At 70.1% G+C, this 16,753-nt stretch carries 22 protein-coding genes and 1 pseudogene; 5 read left to right on the forward strand and 18 right to left on the reverse strand.

The window, feature by feature from the left end; translation table 11 throughout:
* Positions 1-204: 204 nt before the first annotated feature.
* Both ACWD2L_RS35345 and ACWD2L_RS35350 read right to left on the reverse strand, forming a co-directional pair.
* Positions 205-1,275, reverse strand: a complete 1,071-nt coding sequence (locus tag ACWD2L_RS35345) for a C40 family peptidase (protein ID WP_351337732.1) — start codon at positions 1,273-1,275, stop codon at positions 205-207.
* Positions 1,276-1,448: 173 nt separating this feature from the next.
* Positions 1,449-2,258 (reverse strand): class I SAM-dependent methyltransferase, encoded by an 810-nt coding sequence (locus ACWD2L_RS35350; protein ID WP_451193144.1) that lies wholly within the window; start codon positions 2,256-2,258, stop codon positions 1,449-1,451.
* A gap of 169 nt (positions 2,259-2,427) precedes the next feature.
* Here ACWD2L_RS35350 and mshA point away from each other — a divergent pair, with 169 nt between their 5' ends.
* Both mshA and ACWD2L_RS35360 read left to right on the forward strand, forming a co-directional pair.
* Complete coding sequence (mshA, locus tag ACWD2L_RS35355; RefSeq protein WP_351337726.1) at positions 2,428-3,771, forward strand: D-inositol-3-phosphate glycosyltransferase; 1,344 nt, start codon at positions 2,428-2,430, stop codon at positions 3,769-3,771.
* Entirely contained in the window at positions 3,764-4,273 is a 510-nt protein-coding gene (locus ACWD2L_RS35360) for a type III secretion system chaperone family protein (RefSeq protein ID WP_351337724.1), read from the forward strand. Before mshA ends, ACWD2L_RS35360 begins: the two co-directional genes overlap by 8 nt.
* A 46-nt stretch (positions 4,274-4,319) precedes the next feature.
* Here the strand turns inward: ACWD2L_RS35360 and ACWD2L_RS35365 are convergent, their stop codons facing one another.
* The 3 genes from ACWD2L_RS35365 to ACWD2L_RS35375 all read right to left on the reverse strand — a co-directional run bounded on the left by ACWD2L_RS35365 (position 4,320) and on the right by ACWD2L_RS35375 (position 6,163).
* Positions 4,320-4,511: a hypothetical protein gene (locus ACWD2L_RS35365; protein WP_351337851.1), complete on the reverse strand. Its 192-nt coding sequence runs from the start codon at positions 4,509-4,511 to the stop codon at positions 4,320-4,322.
* A 68-nt stretch (positions 4,512-4,579) separates the two neighbouring features.
* Complete coding sequence (locus tag ACWD2L_RS35370; protein WP_351337721.1) at positions 4,580-4,858, reverse strand: hypothetical protein; 279 nt, start codon at positions 4,856-4,858, stop codon at positions 4,580-4,582.
* A gap of 30 nt (positions 4,859-4,888) precedes the next feature.
* The gene (locus tag ACWD2L_RS35375) at positions 4,889-6,163 is read right to left on the reverse strand and encodes an MDR family MFS transporter (RefSeq protein WP_351337719.1); all 1,275 of its coding nucleotides are present in this window, start codon (positions 6,161-6,163) and stop codon (positions 4,889-4,891) included.
* A 135-nt stretch (positions 6,164-6,298) separates the two neighbouring features.
* Here ACWD2L_RS35375 and ACWD2L_RS35380 point away from each other — a divergent pair, with 135 nt between their 5' ends.
* Complete coding sequence (locus ACWD2L_RS35380) at positions 6,299-7,060, forward strand: phosphoglyceromutase (RefSeq protein WP_351337716.1); 762 nt, start codon at positions 6,299-6,301, stop codon at positions 7,058-7,060.
* Positions 7,061-7,154: 94 nt separating this feature from the next.
* Here the strand turns inward: ACWD2L_RS35380 and ACWD2L_RS35385 are convergent, their stop codons facing one another.
* From ACWD2L_RS35385 to ACWD2L_RS35445, 13 genes are all read right to left on the reverse strand, one after another.
* Positions 7,155-8,120, reverse strand: a complete 966-nt coding sequence (locus ACWD2L_RS35385) for a Fic family protein (RefSeq protein WP_351337713.1) — start codon at positions 8,118-8,120, stop codon at positions 7,155-7,157.
* 291 nt (positions 8,121-8,411) lie between these two features.
* Positions 8,412-9,662, reverse strand: coding sequence for a tyrosine-type recombinase/integrase (locus ACWD2L_RS35390; RefSeq protein ID WP_351337710.1), 1,251 nt, complete (start codon positions 9,660-9,662; stop codon positions 8,412-8,414).
* Positions 9,662-9,856: a helix-turn-helix transcriptional regulator gene (locus ACWD2L_RS35395; protein ID WP_266714660.1), complete on the reverse strand. Its 195-nt coding sequence runs from the start codon at positions 9,854-9,856 to the stop codon at positions 9,662-9,664. Before ACWD2L_RS35395 ends, ACWD2L_RS35390 begins: the two co-directional genes overlap by 1 nt.
* Positions 9,857-9,858: 2 nt before the next feature.
* The gene (gene repSA / locus ACWD2L_RS35400) at positions 9,859-11,232 is read right to left on the reverse strand and encodes a replication initiator protein RepSA (RefSeq protein ID WP_351337706.1); all 1,374 of its coding nucleotides are present in this window, start codon (positions 11,230-11,232) and stop codon (positions 9,859-9,861) included.
* Entirely contained in the window at positions 11,225-11,416 is a 192-nt protein-coding gene (locus tag ACWD2L_RS35405; protein WP_351337703.1) for a hypothetical protein, read from the reverse strand. The genes repSA and ACWD2L_RS35405 overlap by 8 nt, the downstream gene beginning before the upstream one ends.
* Before the next feature lie 87 nt (positions 11,417-11,503).
* On the reverse strand, positions 11,504-11,818 hold the full coding sequence (locus ACWD2L_RS35410; RefSeq protein WP_351337700.1) for a SpdD-like protein: 315 nt from the start codon (positions 11,816-11,818) through the stop codon (positions 11,504-11,506).
* Between the two features lie 26 nt (positions 11,819-11,844).
* Positions 11,845-12,000 carry a hypothetical protein gene (locus ACWD2L_RS35415; RefSeq protein ID WP_328633431.1) on the reverse strand — a complete coding sequence of 52 codons (156 nt, stop codon included), beginning with the start codon at positions 11,998-12,000 and terminating at the stop codon, positions 11,845-11,847.
* A 10-nt stretch (positions 12,001-12,010) separates the two neighbouring features.
* Complete coding sequence (locus ACWD2L_RS35420; RefSeq protein WP_266714668.1) at positions 12,011-12,202, reverse strand: mobile element transfer protein; 192 nt, start codon at positions 12,200-12,202, stop codon at positions 12,011-12,013.
* An 18-nt stretch (positions 12,203-12,220) separates the two neighbouring features.
* A complete protein-coding gene (locus ACWD2L_RS35425; RefSeq protein ID WP_351337697.1) occupies positions 12,221-12,916 on the reverse strand; it encodes a DUF2637 domain-containing protein in 696 nt (231 codons plus the stop codon).
* Positions 12,917-12,919: 3 nt separating this feature from the next.
* On the reverse strand, positions 12,920-13,105 hold the full coding sequence (locus ACWD2L_RS35430; RefSeq protein ID WP_351337695.1) for a hypothetical protein: 186 nt from the start codon (positions 13,103-13,105) through the stop codon (positions 12,920-12,922).
* An 80-nt stretch (positions 13,106-13,185) separates the two neighbouring features.
* On the reverse strand, positions 13,186-14,556 hold the full coding sequence (locus ACWD2L_RS35435; protein WP_351337692.1) for an FtsK/SpoIIIE domain-containing protein: 1,371 nt from the start codon (positions 14,554-14,556) through the stop codon (positions 13,186-13,188).
* Between the two features lie 2 nt (positions 14,557-14,558).
* A complete protein-coding gene (locus ACWD2L_RS35440) occupies positions 14,559-14,915 on the reverse strand; it encodes an SCO3933 family regulatory protein (protein ID WP_351337689.1) in 357 nt (118 codons plus the stop codon).
* 138 nt (positions 14,916-15,053) lie between these two features.
* Complete coding sequence (locus ACWD2L_RS35445; RefSeq protein ID WP_351337686.1) at positions 15,054-15,833, reverse strand: GntR family transcriptional regulator; 780 nt, start codon at positions 15,831-15,833, stop codon at positions 15,054-15,056.
* 18 nt (positions 15,834-15,851) lie between these two features.
* Between ACWD2L_RS35445 and ACWD2L_RS35450 the strand changes: the two genes are divergently transcribed.
* Complete coding sequence (locus ACWD2L_RS35450; RefSeq protein ID WP_351337685.1) at positions 15,852-16,319, forward strand: NUDIX hydrolase; 468 nt, start codon at positions 15,852-15,854, stop codon at positions 16,317-16,319.
* A 339-nt stretch (positions 16,320-16,658) separates the two neighbouring features.
* Positions 16,659-16,753 (forward strand): annotated as a pseudogene (locus ACWD2L_RS35455) (transcriptional regulator); the annotation flags it as partial.

Here is a 16,753-nt window from a genome sequence, read left to right on the forward strand (position 1 = left end):
CCCGAACGGAATGGTGAGCGGCAAGGGGCCGGCGTCATATGCCGCTCCCCGCACCGGAATTGGGTGGGTTCCGTCCCTGGTCGGACGGGCCGAGGATGACGAACGTCACGCCGGTGGGCCGCAACCGCGGCGCTCCGCGTGCCATGGGTCACGTGGGGCACATCACCCGTCGGGGCCCATGTCCGGCATCCGGTCACCCGGGCCTCAGGCGTCGGGCCTGACCACCCCGAGCATCGCCATGGAGCCCGCGCCCGCGACCGTCACGTTCCGCCCCGGGCGGGGTGCGTGGATGATCGCGCCCTTGCCTATGTACATCCCGACATGGCTGGCGTCGTCGTGGTAAATGATCAGGTCGCCGGGTCGCATGTCCTTGATGGCGATGTGCTTCAGCTGCTTCCACTGCTCTTGCGACGTGCGCGGAATCGGCCGCTTCGCCGACGCCCACGCCTGCGAGGTCAGGCCCGAGCAGTCGAACGACTTCGGGCCCTCGGCGCCCCACACGTACGGTTTGCCCAGCTGCTCCGAGGCGTAGCGCACGGCCTTCTTGCCGGGGGCCGACGCCTTGCCGTCGATCTCCTTCAGGACGCCCGAGGAGAGCCATTCCGTCTGCGCCTTCTGCTCGGCCGCCTCCTCCAGCTGCCGCAGCTGCTCGCGCTCCTTCTTGGCGAGCTTGTCCTCGATCTTCTGCGCCGCCTTGATCTGCTTCTCGATCCGCTCCTTCGCGGCGGCCTTCTTCTTGCGCCCCTCGTCCAGCGCCTTCCACTTGGCGGAGGCTTCGTCCGCGTACGCCTGCAGGGTGTCCTGGGCCTTGGTGAGGCGGGACATCAGGTTCCGCGTGGCCTGCTGCCCCTGGTAGGCGCGGCCCGCGTTGTCGAGGAAGCGGCTCGGGTCGCCGGCGAGCATGAACTGCGTCTCCTGGGAGATCCCGCCGGTGCGGTACTGCTCCCGGGCCGCCGCGCCCGCCCGGCCCTTGAGGCCGTCGAGCTTCTGCTGGCCCGCGGCGATCTTCCGGGCCAGCTTCACGATCTGGTCGGACTGGTCGGCCGCCTTCTCCTCCGCCGCGTTGTACTCGTCGGTGGCGACCGCGGCCTGGTGGTACAGCTTGTCGATCTTCTTGCGGACCGACTCAAGGTCCTTGACCCCGGGGGAACTTGACGGCGATGGGGAGGATGGAGAGGGGGACGGCTCCGCGTACGCCAGTCCCGTCGGCGCCAGTACGGTCACGGCGCACACCAGCGCCAGAGCCGCCACCGTCGTCGTGCTCCGCTTGCTCATCCGCTTCCGCCCCCACAGCCGAGACAAACCTGATGGACCGTCAGTAAGTCGAGCGCTCCGGGGATGGTGCCATGCGCGCCTCGAAACCGACAGACCCCGGCGCGGTGCGGCAACTGCCCCGCACGGTTCGACGAACGAGGTCCCGAGATCGTTCCCTCGACTTCCGCCGCGTCTCAGCCGCCCGTCGAAACCCGCCGCGGCGCCAACGCCCCCCACGCCACGGTCACTTCACCCTGCCGCCAGCGCCCCGCCCTGTCCACCACCGGCCAGTCCGCCGACAGCTCCCGCACCGCCCGGATCCAGCGCTGCCGCGCACCGTACGAGGCATAGGGCGCGGCCGAGGCCCACGCCCGGTCGAAATCGCGCAGGAAGGCGTGCACCGGCTCACCGGGGACATTGCGGTGGATCAGCGCCTTGGGTAGACGTTCGGCCAGGTCGGACGGGGTGTCCAAGGAACCGATCCGGGTCGCGAACGTCACGGTCCGCGGGCCCTCGGGGCCGAGCGCCACCCACACGTGCCGGCGCCCGATCTCGTCGCACGTGCCCTCCACGAGAAGGCCGTCCGGCGCGAGCCGCCCGCACAGCCGCTGCCACACCGCGGCGACCTGCTCCTCGTCGTACTGGCGCAGCACGTTCGCGGCGCGGATCAGGACCGGGGGAGTACTCAGTGGCAGCTCGAAGCCGCCGTGCCGGAACGTGAGCCCGTCGCGCTCGTACGGCTTCGCGGCGGCGACCCGCGCCGGTTCGATCTCGATGCCCACCACGCGCGCGTGCGGCGCCGCCCCGCGCAGCCGGGTCAGGAGTTCCACCGCGGTCCAGGGCGCCGCGCCGTAGCCGAGGTCGACCGCCACCGGGTCGTCGGCGCGGCGCAGCGCGGCGCCGTGCACGGCCGCGATCCAGCGGTCCATGCGGCGGAGTCGATTGGGGTTGGTGGTGCCTCGCGTCACGGTTCCCACGGGGCGGGAGGAGGGGCGCGGGCTCATGCTCAAGAGGGTATGTGCTGCGCCCGGCGCGGCTTTGGTTGAGACCCGTACGGTAATGATTCGGCAAAGTGGAAATGGAGCAGCCGACTCCGGCGTTGCCGCCTTGGAAGAGGGCCTGTGCCCTCCGGTCGTCGTGCCCGCAGTCCGCCCACCAAGGAGGGCCCGCCACGTGAGCCAGTACGTGACCAGGTTCCGCCGCTCCGGGGCTGCTCCGGCCCTGCTGCGGTTCCCCGGTGCGCATCGCCGCCCCCGCCGCGTCGCGATGCTCAGCGTGCACACCTCGCCCCTCCACCAGCCCGGAACGGGCGACGCGGGCGGCATGAACGTCTACATAGTCGAGCTCGCCAAGCGGCTCGCGGCGATCAACATCGAGGTCGAGATCTTCACCCGCGCCACCTCCGGGGGCCTGCCGCCGGAGGTCGAGCTCGCGCCGGGCGTCCTCGTACGACATGTGGACGCGGGCCCCTACGAAGGCCTCGCCAAGGAGGACCTGCCCGCCCAGCTCTGTGCCTTCACCCACGGAGTCATGCAGGCGTGGGCGGGTCACCGCCCCGGCTATTACGACCTCGTCCACTCGCACTACTGGCTGTCCGGGCAGGTCGGCTGGCTGGCCGCCGAGCGCTGGGGCGCGCCCCTCGTGCACGCCATGCACACCATGGCCAAGGTCAAGAACGCGTCGCTCGCCGAGGGCGACACCCCCGAGCCGGCCGCCCGCGTCATCGGCGAGACCCAGATCGTGCGCGCCGCCGACCGCCTCATCGCGAACACGGCGGAGGAGGCCGACGAGCTGGTCCGCTACTACGAGGCGGACCCCGGGAGCGTCGCGGTGGTGCACCCCGGCGTGAACCTGGACCGCTTCCGCCCCGCCGACGGCAGGGCCGCCGCTCGCGCCCGCCTCGGCCTGCCGCAGGACGCCCTGATCCCCCTCTTCGCGGGCCGCATCCAGCCCCTGAAGGCGCCCGACATCCTCCTGAAGGCGGTCGCCGTCCTCCTCGACGAGCGCCCGGAACTCCGCTCCCGCATGGTCGTCCCGGTGGTCGGAGGCCCCAGCGGCAGCGGCCTCGCCAAGCCGGCGGCGCTCCAGAAGCTCGCCGCGAAGCTCGGCGTCGCGGACGTCGTCCGCTTCCAGCCGCCGGTTGGCCAGGAGGCGCTCGCGGACTGGTTCCGCGCCGCGTCCGTCCTCGTCATGCCCTCCTACAACGAGTCCTTCGGACTCGTCGCCATAGAGGCCCAGGCCGCCGGTACGCCGGTGATCGCCGCGTCCGTGGGCGGCCTCCCCGTAGCCGTGCGCGACGAAAAGACCGGCTTCCTTGTCGACGGCCACGAACCGGCCCACTACGCGCGCGTGCTCCGCGACTTCGCCGACCACCCCCACCTGGTCGACACCATGGGCAACGCGGCCGCCCGCCACGCCCTCTCCTTCGGCTGGGACACGGCGGCCTCCGCCACGGCGGACGTCTACACGGCGGCGATGCAGGCGCGGCGCCATCACATACCCTCGCACCATGGCTGACGAAGGACACCAGCGACCGGCACACGACGTCATCGAGTCCACGTTGAAGGACGCCGAGCTGGAGTGGGAGAGCCCGGAGCCGGGCTCGTACGTCGTGAAGCTGCCCGGCACCCGCAAGCTCTCGACGACGCTGTCCCTGCGCGCCGGCCGGCACAGCCTCTCGCTCAACGCCTTCGTGATCCGCCACCCGGACGAGAACGAGGCCGGGGTGCACCGGTGGCTCCTGGAGCGCAATCTGCGCCTGTACGGCGTGAGTTACGCGGTCGACCAGCTCGGCGACATCTACCTCACCGGGAAGCTACCGCTCGCCGCCGTCACCCCCGACGAACTGGACCGGCTCCTCGGCTCGGTGCTGGAAGCGGCGGACGGCTCCTTCAACACGCTCCTCGAACTGGGCTTCGCGAGCGCGATCCGCAAGGAGTACGAGTGGCGGGTGTCGCGCGGCGAGTCGACGCGCAACCTGGACGCGTTCACGCATCTGACCCAGCGACCCGCCAAGTAGTCCACCTGGTGGGCCAGCTGCTTGCTGGTTGAGCGCTGGTTGCGCGCTAGTTGAGCGCCACCATCCGCACCACCGTCACGGTCAGCACCGACCCGGAGACGTAATAGAGGACTATCGCCCCGCCGACCGTCGCCTCGCGGCGGTCGCGCTCTCCGGAGACCGTGGTGGAACCGTGGCCGTAGGGGTCGTGGGAGAGCGTGCGGGCCATCTCGTCGCGGAAGGCGTCCGGGTTGGCCATCTTGGCGAGCGTGTCGTCGGCGGGCGGTGCGTAGGCGACGCGGCAGGCGGCGCGCCTGCGTCTGCGGCTCACGCCGGGCCCCGCCTCTCCGCCTCGTCGTGGGCGAGCCTGGCCAGGATCGCGTCGGCCTCCGGGTCCGGAACCGCCTCCAGCATCCAGTGCCGCATGACGGCGTGGATCTCGCCGACGCCCGCCGCGTTGATCGCCTTGTCGAACTCGTGCCGACGGTTCGGTTCGAGCGCGGCGCGAATCGCCGGGATGCTGTTGGGGACGTCGACCTCGACGCCGCCCACCAGCGTTCTGGGCGGTTCGTCAGTTCTGGAGGAGGTCCTAGGGGGTTCGGCCATGTACGGTCACGTACCCGCCGAACTGCCCGGTCAAGCCGGGCTGTTCCCGGCCTCGACGGGAGCCGCCACGGGAGCCGCGGCGACGGGCACCGAAGGCTCCGTGTCCGACAGCTCGCGCATCAACACCCAGTAGCCGATCGCCGTCACCGTGCCGAGGGCCGCGCATCCCGCCCACAGCCACCCGGCGCCCGCCGAGTCGATCACCCAGCCGCCCGCGAGCGGGGCCACGAGGGCCGCCGCCGACCACGACATGGTGTAGACGCCCTGGTAGCGGCCGCGCCCCTCGGCGGGGGAGAGCCGGGCCACGAGCCCCGACTGCGTAGGCGCGTTGATCATCTCGCCGAGCGTCCACACCACGACCGTGAGCGCGTACGCGGCGAGCGATCCGGCGATGGCGGTGAGCGCGAAGCCGTAGCCGATCAGGAGCGAGGAGACGGTCAACAGGCGGCCGGGGTCGCGGCGTTCGATGAACCGGGTCAGCGGGATCTGCAGCGCGACGATCACGAGCCCGTTCACGCCGGCGACGAGCCCGACGTCCGAACTGCTGAGCCCGTTCTCGCCCATGACGATCGGCAGCCCGACCGAACTCTGCGTGAACACGACCGCGACCAGAAACGAAAGACCCACCATCAGCATGAAGCGGCCGTCGCGCAGCACGGTCCCCATGGTGACCACCGGGCTGGACGGCGCGCCGGGCACCACCGTGCTCGTCGGCCGCGACTCCTTCACCTTCACGAAGACGACGCAGGCGCAGGCGAGCGTCATGGCCGCCTCGACGAGAAACCCGAGCGTGTAGCTCTGCGCGACGAGGAAGCCGGCGTACACCGACGAGACGGCGAACCCCAGGTTGATCGCCCAGTAGTTGAGCGAGAACGCCCGCACCCGGTCCTCGGGGCGCACGATGTCGGCCATCATCGCCTGGATCGCGGGCCGCGAGGCGTTCGACGCGAGACCGAGGGCGAAGCCGGTGACCGCGATCCACGCCGGGTCGCGCACGAAGGCGAGCGCGGCGACCGTCGCCGAGGTGGCGAGCTGCGCGCCGAGCAGCGTCGGCCGCCGCCCGAGCCGGTCGGCGAGCACCCCGCCGAGTACGGACGCGATGACCCCGCCGAGCCCGATCAGCGAGGCGACGAGCCCGGCGTACGCGGCCGAGAACCCGCGCGAGGCGGTCAGGTACAGCGCGAGGAACGTAAGAACGAAGTTCCCGAGCCGGTTGACGAGGGTGCTGGTCCACAGCCACCAGAATTCGCGCGGCAGCCCGGAGACGGACTCCTGGGCGGCACGTCTGAGCGAGGCGACTGACATGGGTGCATCCCCCGGGGCGTAAGTAAGCAGTGCAGCAGGTTTACGTAACTTACGTGCCGGGTATTCGTACGGGCCACTCAATTGACGGGGACCGTCAATCGGCGGGCGCCGGACGGGTCGATTAGGCTCGCCCCCATGGCCGACGCACCGTACAAGCTGATCCTCCTCCGCCACGGCGAGAGCGAGTGGAACGCGAAGAACCTGTTCACCGGATGGGTGGACGTCAACCTGAACGAGAAGGGCGAGAAGGAGGCGGTCCGCGGCGGTGAGCTGCTCAAGGACGCCGGCCTGCTCCCCGACGTCGTCCACACGTCGCTCCAGAAGCGCGCGATCCGCACGGCCCAGCTGTCGCTGGAGTCCGCGGACCGCCACTGGATCCCGGTCCACCGCAGCTGGCGCCTGAACGAGCGCCACTACGGCGCCCTCCAGGGCAAGGACAAGGCGCAGACCCTCGCCGAGTTCGGCGAGGAGCAGTTCATGCTGTGGCGCCGCTCGTACGACACCCCGCCGCCGCCCCTGGACCGCGACGCCGAGTACTCCCAGTTCGAGGACCCCCGCTACGCGACGCTCCCGCCGGAGCTGCGCCCGCAGACGGAGTGCCTCAAGGACGTCGTCACGCGCATGCTGCCGTACTGGTTCGACGGCATCGTCCCGGACCTGCTCACCGGGAAGACGGTCCTGGTCGCGGCCCACGGGAACAGCCTCCGCGCCCTGGTCAAGCACCTCGACGGCATCTCCGACGCCGACATCGCGGGCCTGAACATCCCGACCGGCATCCCGCTCGCCTACGAGCTGGACGCGGACTTCAAGCCGGTCAAGGCCGGCGGCACCTACCTGGACCCCGACGCGGCCAGGGCGGCCATCGAGGCGGTCAAGAACCAGGGCAAGAAGAAGTAAGAGCCTACGAAGAAGCCCCCTACCTGCGGTTTTCCCGCTGGTAGGGGGTCTTTGTTGTGCCCTTGGGCCGTCTATGGGCCGTGGGTAGCTAGCTCTACCCTTTATCGGCGCGTTGGTACTTGGACTCCTCGTACTGCTCAAGCCATTTGCGGCTGCTGCGCCAAGAGCCATCCTCGGCCTTGACCGCTCGCAGTCTTCCGCGGCTTGCCGCCACGCGGAGAGCGTTCTCAGAGATGCCTTCTGTTGCCAAAGCTGCCAACGGGACGAGCTTCACGGGTCCTGCTACAGCTGGCAGGACGAAGCGGTACAGGTTGGTCGTCACACTTCGTGCGATCAGCTCGGCGAGGGGGCCATACTCCCCTCGGTCGCCGCGGCGCATCGCCTTGAGGTATTTGTCCCGATCGCGCTTGTAGATGATCGCGGGCGGGTAGCCCAGGCGGCCAAGGAGCAAGTTAAGTACGAGACGGCCAGTTCTGCCGTTCCCGTCTAGGAACGGGTGGATCTGCTCGAACCGGTTGTGCAGCTGCGCCACCTTTTCCGGGAGGGAGGCGCTCTCGTTCGTGGCCCGCAGTTTGTCGGCATCGGCGACCCAGTCCCGCATCAGATGGTCTACGTCAGTCCATGAGGGCGGCTTCATGCCCTCGCTGAAGGCCGCGATCTCGTGTTGCCTGAAGCTGCCGGGACCTTCGAAGTCGGAAGCGTCGGGGTGAGGCTCTACAGTCCAGACTGGCGTCATCAGGACGTGGTGGATGTTGCGCACCTCTTGCAAGGTGATGATGCAACCGTCGGTCCAGTCGCCGGGTTCTAGGGCTTGGCCGTAGACCCACTTGGCTGCGTCGCCGTAGCCCCGTACCTCCATGTAGTCACGGAGTGGTTTGGCGCCGACCGCCTTCCCGTCCTCGAGGAGCTGTGCCACCTCGCGACGGACAAGCGTGTTGCCCTCCAGGGCGGTGCTGTTGTGCGCTTCCTCGTGCCAAAGATCGGACCAGATGTCCTCGGCTTCGGTGGGGGTGGGGAGGCCGCCGAACCGGTCCTGAAGCTCGCGGATCGCCTCGTCCATGCCCTGGTAGACGCTAGCGCGTGACGGTCGGCCCACGATCAACCTCGATTTTGTTCGGTGTGAAGTTGAGAAACCGTACCGAACAAAATTTGAATCTGTTCGCTCGATGCCCAAGAAACCGAACCGAACAACTCTGAAAGTTGTTCGGTCGCAGGCTGAGAAACCGTTCCGTACAAAAGATGTCTGTGGGTGCTGGTTGTGCAGCCTTGCGACTTGCCGAGCTAGGCTCTCCAAAAATTGAATGTCGATGAGCCTAGCACGGCAACCAAACAAACTGTATATTTTGCCTGGTCAGGATGTGTGTGGGCGGTGGCGGTAGGTGCTGCTGAAGATGGAGGAGACCGCTTTACGGGTCCTCTCCTGACTGGAGGGCATCAGGTGCGCGTACACGCGGAGCGTGAGTCCGGGGTCTGAGTGCCCGAGGTACTCGGCGACGGCCTTGATGCTCTCTCCGGCGTCCAGGAGGACCGAGGCGTAGAAGTGCCGCAGGGCGTGCATGCCGTTCTCGCGTGACTCCGCGTAGGGCTCGCCCCGCTTGGGTGTGGGGATCACTCCGGCAGCGGCCAGCGCCGGTTTCCACGCCTCTTCGTTGAGCGAGGTACGCCAGACGTGCCCGCCGCGCGGAGCGGTGAAGATCAGCCGCTTGGTCACGGGCGGCCCGTCGGCGACCTTCCAGGGCAGCGTGATCTCGACCGGCGGGAACTCCTTCATGTGGGCACGCAGCGCGTCGGCGACGGGGCCGGGGAGCGGCGTGTCCCGGAGCTTGCCGCCTTTGGGAGGGGCGAATACGGGCTTGCTGCGGCTGAGCTTGAGCTGCTGGACGACGTGCAGGGTCTCCGACTCGAAGTCGATCGCGTCGACGGCGACGCCGAGGATCTCGCCTTGTCGAAGTCCGCAGCCACCGCCGAGGTCGACCATCGACTGGTATCGCTCGGGCATGGCGGCCTGGACGGCGAAGACGCGCTCAGGGGTCCACGGGATGACGCGCTTGGCGTCGACCGTTGGCGGCCGGACCGAGCGAGCGGCGCACGGGTTCCGGGGGAGGTGCCCGTCATCGACAGCGGCGGACAGGGCGGCGCGCACGTTGGAGTAGATGGTCCGGGCGTACGAACCTCGGACGCCGTTCTCCTGGAGCTTCCGCACCCAGTCACGGATGTGGGCCGGTTGGAACGAGCCGAGAGGGCGCGCGCCCAGGTGAGGGAAGGCGTGCAGCCGGAGCTGCGACTCCATCGACGCCTGGGTGTTCGGGTCGGCTCCCTGTGTGGCCACCCAGCGCTCCGCGTACTGCTGGAAGGTGATCCGCGCAGCTCGCGGGTCGATGTACTGACCGCGTGCCATGTCGGCTTCGGTGTGCGCCAGCCACTGGTCAGCGAGCCGCTTCTGTCGGTCCGGGAAGCTCTTGGACTTCTCCGTACCGTCCGGGCCGATGTAGCGGGCTCGGTAGCGCATGCCCGATCCATAACGGTCGGACTTGACCTTGCGGGTCTTGCCGTCCGGGCCGATCTCGCTCCGGTACCAACGGTCTTGGACGTGCCCAGCCATCAGGCAGCCACCGCCATCTGCGACTCGACCCAGGCGCGTACGTCGGCGGGGTCGAAGCGAAGGTGCCGGCCGACGCGGAACCCCTTCGGGCCGGTGCGCTTGCGGCGCCACTGGTAGACGGTCTCGACCGGGACGGCCAGGAGCTCGGCGACGTCGACCGGTGTCAGGTAGCGCTCGGGCAAGGCGTGCTGCATGGTCACCACTCCTTCTCGTGCGTCAGGTCGGCCAGGGCTTCGCGGGCTGTCTCGCGGTTGAGTTGGAGGCCGCGGGCGATGGTGGCGGCCAGGGCGGATTCGCCGGGGGTGTGGCCGTGGCCCGCGTACTGCCAGTCGGCCAGGACCAGGACGGTGTCCGGCTCGTAGTCGGGATTGCCGAGGGCTTCGCGTTCCTGGGCGGCGCGGAAGTCGGCGCGGGCCTGGCGGAGTTCGCCGAGCGTCGTCGAGTAGCGGCGGGACTTGGAGGAGAAGTGGCCCCGGAAGCCGAGCATGTGAGCCCAGGCCCAGAGGCGGCGGTCCGGGTACAGCGGGTCCAGGTGCTTGCACGCCTCGATCAGGCGGCGGGTGTGGTCGGGGACCTGGTGGCGGTCGAGTTCGGAGAGTTCGCCGATGCGGCGGTCGAGGGTTCCGGTGGTCTCGGCGGCCTTGGTGGCGTATTTGGCGACGTAGGCGGCGACGGCCTGTTCGGTGATGTCGGAGCCGTCGCCGAAAGCCTTGACCGGGCGGACGTCGAGCTGGGTGCCCCAGCGGAAGGTGCGGGCCGGTTCGTCCTCGGAGGCCGGGACCGACACCGACGTGTAGCTGTGCGCGGCGGCGGCCTGGATCGCGTCGGCGAGGAGCGTGACCGTGGCCCAGGATGGCGGCGGGGTCTCCGGGCCTTCGGGGCCGTCGATGCGGATCACCGCGTGGAAGTGCAGGGCGCCGCGCTTCTGGAACTCGGCGACCTTGCCGTACGAGAGGCGGGCGGACTCCTTGAGTTCGCGCTGGGTGACTCCGGCGCGGGCGGCGATCTCGCGGCGCAGGCGGGTTGTGAAGCGCATCCACAGGTCGCCCGCGTGGTTGTTGAAGAGGACGGCGGCGGCGTAGTCGTACGTAGTCGGGTCCAGGGCCGTGCCGAGGGCGGGGTCGTCGGTGGCGTGGCGGGTGCCGCAGCGGCAGGTGCCGGAGTCCGGGCGGTTGTGGACCGGGCCGAAGGACGGGGCGGTGAGAGTGGCGAAGACGCGGGGGTGGTCGCGGACCGTGGAGGGGATGTCGCGGCGGTCGTCTCCGGCCAGGCCCGCGCGGATCAGGTGGTACGTGTCGCCCGCGTACGTGAAGGCGCAGGACGGGCAGCGGGAGGCGCGGCGGTTGCCGCAGGCGAGGCGGAGTCGGCCGCCCGGCTCGGTCTCGGTGGAGTAGTGGTGCAGGGTCTCGCCGGTGGTCTTGTCCTTGGTGAGGGTCCAGCCGGTGAGGTGGATGGGGTCGGAGCAGCCGCCGGTGCGCTGGATCTGGTCCTGCCAGCGGTCGAAGTCGGCGGCCGAAGCCACCCTCAGCAGGTCGCCGAGGGTGGTCGGGTCGAGGAGCGTGTCAGGCACGGGCGCCCTCCCGCGCGATGCGGGTGCGGAGGACGACGAAGCCGGTGCCGTCGCAGGGCGCGCAGTCGGCGGTGATGGTGCGCAGGTGGCCGTGCCGGTCGCGGCCGCCGAGGGTGATGGCGACGGAGGCGAAGCCGTCGCAGGCGGCGCAGATGCGGGACGGGCGGCGGGTGCGGTGCGTCATGCTGGGGGTTCCTTCCGGTTCTTGGATCGGTTGGGTACGGCTCCCGGGCGGTGGAGACTTGGCGGTTTCAGGCCGCCCGGGGGCCGGTCAGCGGCGCTTGTGCTCGGAGTTCATGAGCGAGCGGATGACGAGCGCGGTGATGGCGGTCGATCCGGCGGTGATGGCGACGGCCAGGAGCAGCGAGACCAGGACGGTGCCGAGGACCAGGACGACGCCCGTGCCGCCGACGACGAGGGTGATCAGGGCGCCGGGCGTGAGTTGGATCGTGGGGCGGGTCGAGGCCGGAGGCTGGGGCGCCACCGGGGCGGGCTGAGACTGCGTGATCGCCGTGGGCTCGACGACGGCGGGCGGGGTGACCTGGCCAGTCGGGACGGGCATGGACGGGACCTTGGGGCGCAGCATCGGGACGTACTCCCTTCCGTGGGCGGTTACTTGACGGCGGTGTCGATGACCGGGGCGAGGACGCTGTCGGCGAGGAGGTAGCCGCCCAGGAGCAGGAGGGCGACGAGCCACCAGGGCGGGCGCATGAGCTTGATGCCGACCAGGCCGACGCAGGCGACGAAGAACCAGAGCGGGACGTCCATGGCGGTCTCCTCAGCGGACGCGGCAGCGGTGGGTGCGGGCGGCGAGCTGGGCGGCGGACTGGCTGGAGTAGTCCGAGGACCAGCCACAGCGGTCGGCGGTGCAGACGGCGGCGTGCTTGGTGCGGCCGTGGCGGTCGCGGTGGGTGCCGACCTGGACGGGGCCGATCTGCATCACCGAGTGGAAGTGGTCGCGGGCGGGCATGGTGGTTCTCCTTTCGGATCAGGTGAGTTGGGCGGCGATGGCGTCGGCCAGCTGGGGCGGGACGCCGAGGCGGGAGCGCAGGGTGTCGGGGTCGATGGCGACGCCGGTACGGGTCCGGTGGTCGTCGGCGACCTTGCGGGCGTGGGCGACGAGGGCGGCCGGGACGGCGGGGGCCGGGTCGGCGGGCGGTGGGGCCGCGGGCTCGGTGGCGGTGGCCGGGAGCGCCGGGGCTTCCTCGACGGCCGGAGGCTCTACGGGCTCCGGGGCCGGGGGCGTCGGCCGCTCGATTTCCGGCTCGGGCTCGGGTGCCGGCCGAACCGCTTCCTGCTCGTCCTCGGCGGGCGCGGCCGTGGCCGTGTGGGCGAGGAGCGTGCCTCCGAGGAAGGCGATCGCGGGCCATCCGGCGACGCCGATGCGGAGCCAGGCGGGCGGGTGGTCGACGTCGAGGAGTCCGGCGGTGGCGACGTTGGCGCCGAGCGAGGCGAACAGGGCGACGGCGAACCAGGTCCAGGCCAGCCGGGAGCGCCGGTCGGCCCGGAGTCGACGCCAGGCGGCGACCAGGAGCAGGTCGACGCTGACCGGGTAGGCCCAGGCCTTCCAGCCGTCTTGTCCGGCAGCGGCGGCCAGGTCGTGGAGGTGGGCGAAGGAGAGGGCTCCGGCGATGACGGCCTGGACCAGGACGGCGTCCGGTCGGAGCGTGGGGCGGGCCGTCACCGGTCAGCCCTCCGCCGGGTCGTCGTTGCCGTCGTACGGCATGGGCGGCAGGACCCCGATCGGGAGCGACAGGGCCAGTGCCGGGGCGATGACCTCGACGAACGCGGCGTCGGTCTCGTAGCGGCGCTCGTACAGGTCGAGTGCGCCGAGGAGGGCGGCGGTGCGGGCGAAGTCCTCGTTGGCGTCCATGAGTTGGCCTCCTGTTTTCGGCATGGGCGGGGTAGGGGCGTGGCGCGGGGCGGTCGCGCCGACCGTGGAGCGAGGGAGAGTCAGGCCGTGACTGTGGCGGCCTTGGTGAGCGACACGGGCGCCGGGGCGGGCGCGGGCACGGCGGGCCGGAAGGCGGCGAGCGCGGGCAGGTCCGGCGTGCGGTCGGCGTGGGCGTTGCAGAGGTTCACGGCGTCGCGCAGCGAGGTGTGCGGGGCGCGGATGCGGGCCCAGCCGCCGGTCGAATCACCGGCCACGGCGATGCCGGGGGTGTCGGGCGAGATCTGGATGGCGGCGATCACGGCGTCCGGGGAGATGTCGCCGAAGGCCATGTTGGCGCTGGTCTCGTCGTTGACGCGGTGGGCGGTGCGGCCGGTGAGCTGGGCGCGGAGCATGGTGATGCCCTTGCCGAGTTCGGAGCCGAAGCGTTGGCCGCAGATCTCCAGGTAGATGCCGGCCGCGCGGCCGAGCTGGGCGAGGCGGACGAGCGCGGTGACGATGCGGTCGCGGCGCTTCTCCTCGTCCTTGGAGGCGTACAGGGCGAGTTCGGCGACCTCGTCGACCAGGACGACGACCGGGGTCGGGCGCAGGTCGGCGGGCAGGTCCCAGATGTCGGCGGCGATCTCCGCGTCCGGGACGCCGACGCTGATGCGCTGTTCGGCGCGGATGAGTTGGTAGACCTCCTGCATGTGGTCGACGAGCGCGTCGAGGAGTTCGAGCGCGGTGTTCGGGTCGTCGGCGAGCGCGGAGAACCGGCGGGCGAGCGGGAAGAGTTCGACGCCTTGTTTGCAGTCGATGCCGACCAGGGCGACGTCGAGCGGGGCGAGGCCGCACACGAGATTGCGCTGGTAGACGGACTTGCCGGACTCGGTGGCGCCGAGGGTCAGGCCGTGCGGGACGGCCCGGTAGTCGCGGTAATGCACCGAGCCGTCCTCGCGCAGCGCGACCGGGACACGTAGCGGCGACGCATCGGCGGCAGTGCTGGCGGCATTCGGCATCTGCACCCGCTTGAGCACGTCGTAGCCGGTCATCCTCAACTCGACGACACCGGAGCGAAGTTCACGGGAGCTGACACCGCACATCCCGAAGGAGTGGCGGAGCCGATCCGTGGCGGCGGAGAAGTCGAAGGCGTCCTGTCCGGGGCGGAGCTTGAGGCGCAGGACGAGGCCGGTCCGGGTGGGTCGCAGCCGCAGGATGCGCGGGGAGCGGGACTCGGGCAGAGGCCGGTTGGCCAGGCGGGCGAGTGTGAGGCGCCAGCGTGACGGCGGGACCGTCAGCCCGCAGGCCTCCATCACGGAGGCGTAGCGGACCAGGAGCCGCAGCGACGCGAGCACGGCGCCGAAGCAGACCCAGTACCAGGCGGGGCGCCGCCACCGCAGAAGACCTGCGACGGCGGCCGCCACCAGGAGCACGATGACGAGGAACTCGCCCATGATCAGGCCGCCTTGGCCGTGGCCGCAGAAGCGGCGAGCGAGGTGACGGCGATGGCGCGGAAGGCGATGCCGTGCCGCTTCTGCCCGTTGAACTCGTTCTCCCACGGGCGGGCGATCAGGCCGGTGAGCGCGACGGGCGTACCCATCGTCAGCTCCTCGGAGACGCCGGTCTCGGGGACGGTGACGGACAGGATCTCCACCTGGTCGTTGGCCGCGAACATCACGTCCACGGTCATCAGCTTGCCGCCGGTCTCGACGTCCAGGGCGACCTCACCGGTCTTACGGTCCTTGACCTTGATCTGCGGGGTCTTGGCGACCATGACGGTGGCGGCGGAGGTGTCGACGGGGATCTGACGCACAGAGATCACTCCTATAGAGATGCTGGACTCCGTCACTCATGTACATGAGTGACATGAAGAAGAGTGCAACACTCCTATACATGAGTCAACCCGCCGCGACAGAAAAGTCACGACGGGCTGCGGATCAGCGAGGGTGCGTCAGTCGGCGGCGGGGATCCGGTACTCGAAAACGAACTGGTCAGCGGCCATGAGGGTGTCGCACACCTCGACCACGCGACCCTCGGTCGTCCGGGCCTCACGAATCAGATGAACCACCGGGTCACCGGGGCTCAGCGCCAGCTCGGACGCCTCCGCCTTGGAGGCCGGACGCGCCTGCAAGGTCTCGACGAACTCCGCGAACTCGTGCCCGTGGTCTTCGAGTCGGGCATAGATGCCGCCACCGCCGGGGTTCTCGGCGAACAGCTCGGGGATGTCCTTCACGACATCCCACGGGAGGTACGAGGAAGCCGTCTCGACCGGGGTGCCGTTGCGGAAGTAGAGGCGTCGACGGGCCAGGACCTGAGTGCCGGCCGAAACGCCGAGCCGTTCGGCAGCATCCTCCGGGGCCTCCATGGGCCCGATGTAGAGCACGCTCACCTTCGCCGTGGCGCCGGACTGCGCGGATTCGGCGAGGTAGGCGGCCTTGCCGCCCTGGCGGTGCGAACGCCGGAAGCGGTCGGAGGAGCGGTGCCGTACCGGCGGCCGGTCCTTCACGATGGAGCCCTTGCCGTGCCGGGTCTCCACGAGCCCACTGGCCCGGACCTCGACCATGGCCTTACGGATCGTGCCGCCCGAGACGCCGTAGCGCTCGACCAGCTCCGATTCGCTCGGCACCAGCTCACCAGGCTTGAGGACACCAGCCCTGATCTGCTGAACAAGATCCTCAGCGATCCGCACGTACTGAGGGACGGACCTCCCCTCTCCTGCTGCAGTTCCCATAGTCCTTTTCTTCCTCCTATGCTCCTGTACATGAGTAACAGCGCCAAGGAAGGCCAGTCAACGCCACTGCACTCCGTGTCCGTAGCCGGAGTGGTGGTCCGCGATGACGGCCGACTCCTGGCGATCCGCCGAGCGGACAACGGCACGTGGGAGCTCCCCGGCGGCGTACTCGAGTTGGAGGAGTCCCCGGAGGCGGGCGTACGGCGGGAGGTCTGGGAAGAGACCGGCATCCACGTCGAGGTGGACGAGCTGACCGGCGTCTACAAGAACACCACCCGAGGCGTCGTCGCTTTGGTGTTCCGCTGCAAGCCCGCGGGCGGCGAGGAGCGCACGTCGGACGAGTCCACGGCCGTGGAGTGGCTGACGCCCGACGAGGTCAGCGAATATATGTCCGAGGTCTACTCGATCCGGCTCCTCGATGCCCTCGACGGGGCAGGTCCTCACGTCCGAAGCCATGACGGCAAGCGGCTGACACCAGCGCGATAGAACTTTCCCTACTTCATCAAGACCGGCTGCGCTCCGCTCCGCCGGGCGCGCTTCCCGGCTCCGCTGCCCTTCGCGCTCATGCCTTCGGCCCGCGCTACGGGCGCTGCGCCGACGCGCGCCCACAAGGGGTCAGGCCGGGAACATGAGTCGAGCACCCGACACATGCCGGCCACGGTCAAAGACGATGCCTCCGGCGGGGGCGCTCCGGCACCGGGGGCCGGGGGTAGCGCTGTCGGGTGCGGGTCCGCGGGTGGTTGCGAGAAGGGCTCCCATCCCGTCCACCGTCGACCCAGGCAAAGCCGAGCAGACGTGGTTCATGGCGTCCAGGTCGTTCGTACAGCCCACCCGTGGGAGTTCGTCCGGGGGCTCATCCACTCCGACGGATGCCGAATCACGAATTGGACGACCCGGCTCGTCGGCGGTGAGCGGAAGCG

Source organism: Streptomyces sp. NPDC002754 (assembly GCF_053592315.1).

Coding starts and splice junctions, on each gene's coding strand:
- ACWD2L_RS35345 (WP_351337732.1), bottom strand. CDS start 1,275: ATGAGCAAGCGGAGCACGACGACGGTGGCGGCTCTGGCGCTGGTGTGC.
- ACWD2L_RS35350 (WP_451193144.1), bottom strand. CDS start 2,258: ATGAGCCCGCGCCCCTCCTCCCGCCCCGTGGGAACCGTGACGCGAGGC.
- ACWD2L_RS35360 (WP_351337724.1), top strand. CDS start 3,764: ATGGCTGACGAAGGACACCAGCGACCGGCACACGACGTCATCGAGTCC.
- ACWD2L_RS35365 (WP_351337851.1), bottom strand. CDS start 4,511: ATGGCCAACCCGGACGCCTTCCGCGACGAGATGGCCCGCACGCTCTCC.
- ACWD2L_RS35370 (WP_351337721.1), bottom strand. CDS start 4,858: ATGGCCGAACCCCCTAGGACCTCCTCCAGAACTGACGAACCGCCCAGA.
- ACWD2L_RS35375 (WP_351337719.1), bottom strand. CDS start 6,163: ATGTCAGTCGCCTCGCTCAGACGTGCCGCCCAGGAGTCCGTCTCCGGG.
- ACWD2L_RS35380 (WP_351337716.1), top strand. CDS start 6,299: ATGGCCGACGCACCGTACAAGCTGATCCTCCTCCGCCACGGCGAGAGC.
- ACWD2L_RS35385 (WP_351337713.1), bottom strand. CDS start 8,120: ATGGACGAGGCGATCCGCGAGCTTCAGGACCGGTTCGGCGGCCTCCCC.
- ACWD2L_RS35390 (WP_351337710.1), bottom strand. CDS start 9,662: ATGGCTGGGCACGTCCAAGACCGTTGGTACCGGAGCGAGATCGGCCCG.
- ACWD2L_RS35395 (WP_266714660.1), bottom strand. CDS start 9,856: ATGCAGCACGCCTTGCCCGAGCGCTACCTGACACCGGTCGACGTCGCC.
- ACWD2L_RS35405 (WP_351337703.1), bottom strand. CDS start 11,416: ATGACGCACCGCACCCGCCGCCCGTCCCGCATCTGCGCCGCCTGCGAC.
- ACWD2L_RS35410 (WP_351337700.1), bottom strand. CDS start 11,818: ATGCTGCGCCCCAAGGTCCCGTCCATGCCCGTCCCGACTGGCCAGGTC.
- ACWD2L_RS35415 (WP_328633431.1), bottom strand. CDS start 12,000: ATGGACGTCCCGCTCTGGTTCTTCGTCGCCTGCGTCGGCCTGGTCGGC.
- ACWD2L_RS35420 (WP_266714668.1), bottom strand. CDS start 12,202: ATGCCCGCCCGCGACCACTTCCACTCGGTGATGCAGATCGGCCCCGTC.
- ACWD2L_RS35430 (WP_351337695.1), bottom strand. CDS start 13,105: ATGGACGCCAACGAGGACTTCGCCCGCACCGCCGCCCTCCTCGGCGCA.
- ACWD2L_RS35435 (WP_351337692.1), bottom strand. CDS start 14,556: ATGGGCGAGTTCCTCGTCATCGTGCTCCTGGTGGCGGCCGCCGTCGCA.
- ACWD2L_RS35445 (WP_351337686.1), bottom strand. CDS start 15,833: ATGGGAACTGCAGCAGGAGAGGGGAGGTCCGTCCCTCAGTACGTGCGG.
- ACWD2L_RS35450 (WP_351337685.1), top strand. CDS start 15,852: ATGCTCCTGTACATGAGTAACAGCGCCAAGGAAGGCCAGTCAACGCCA.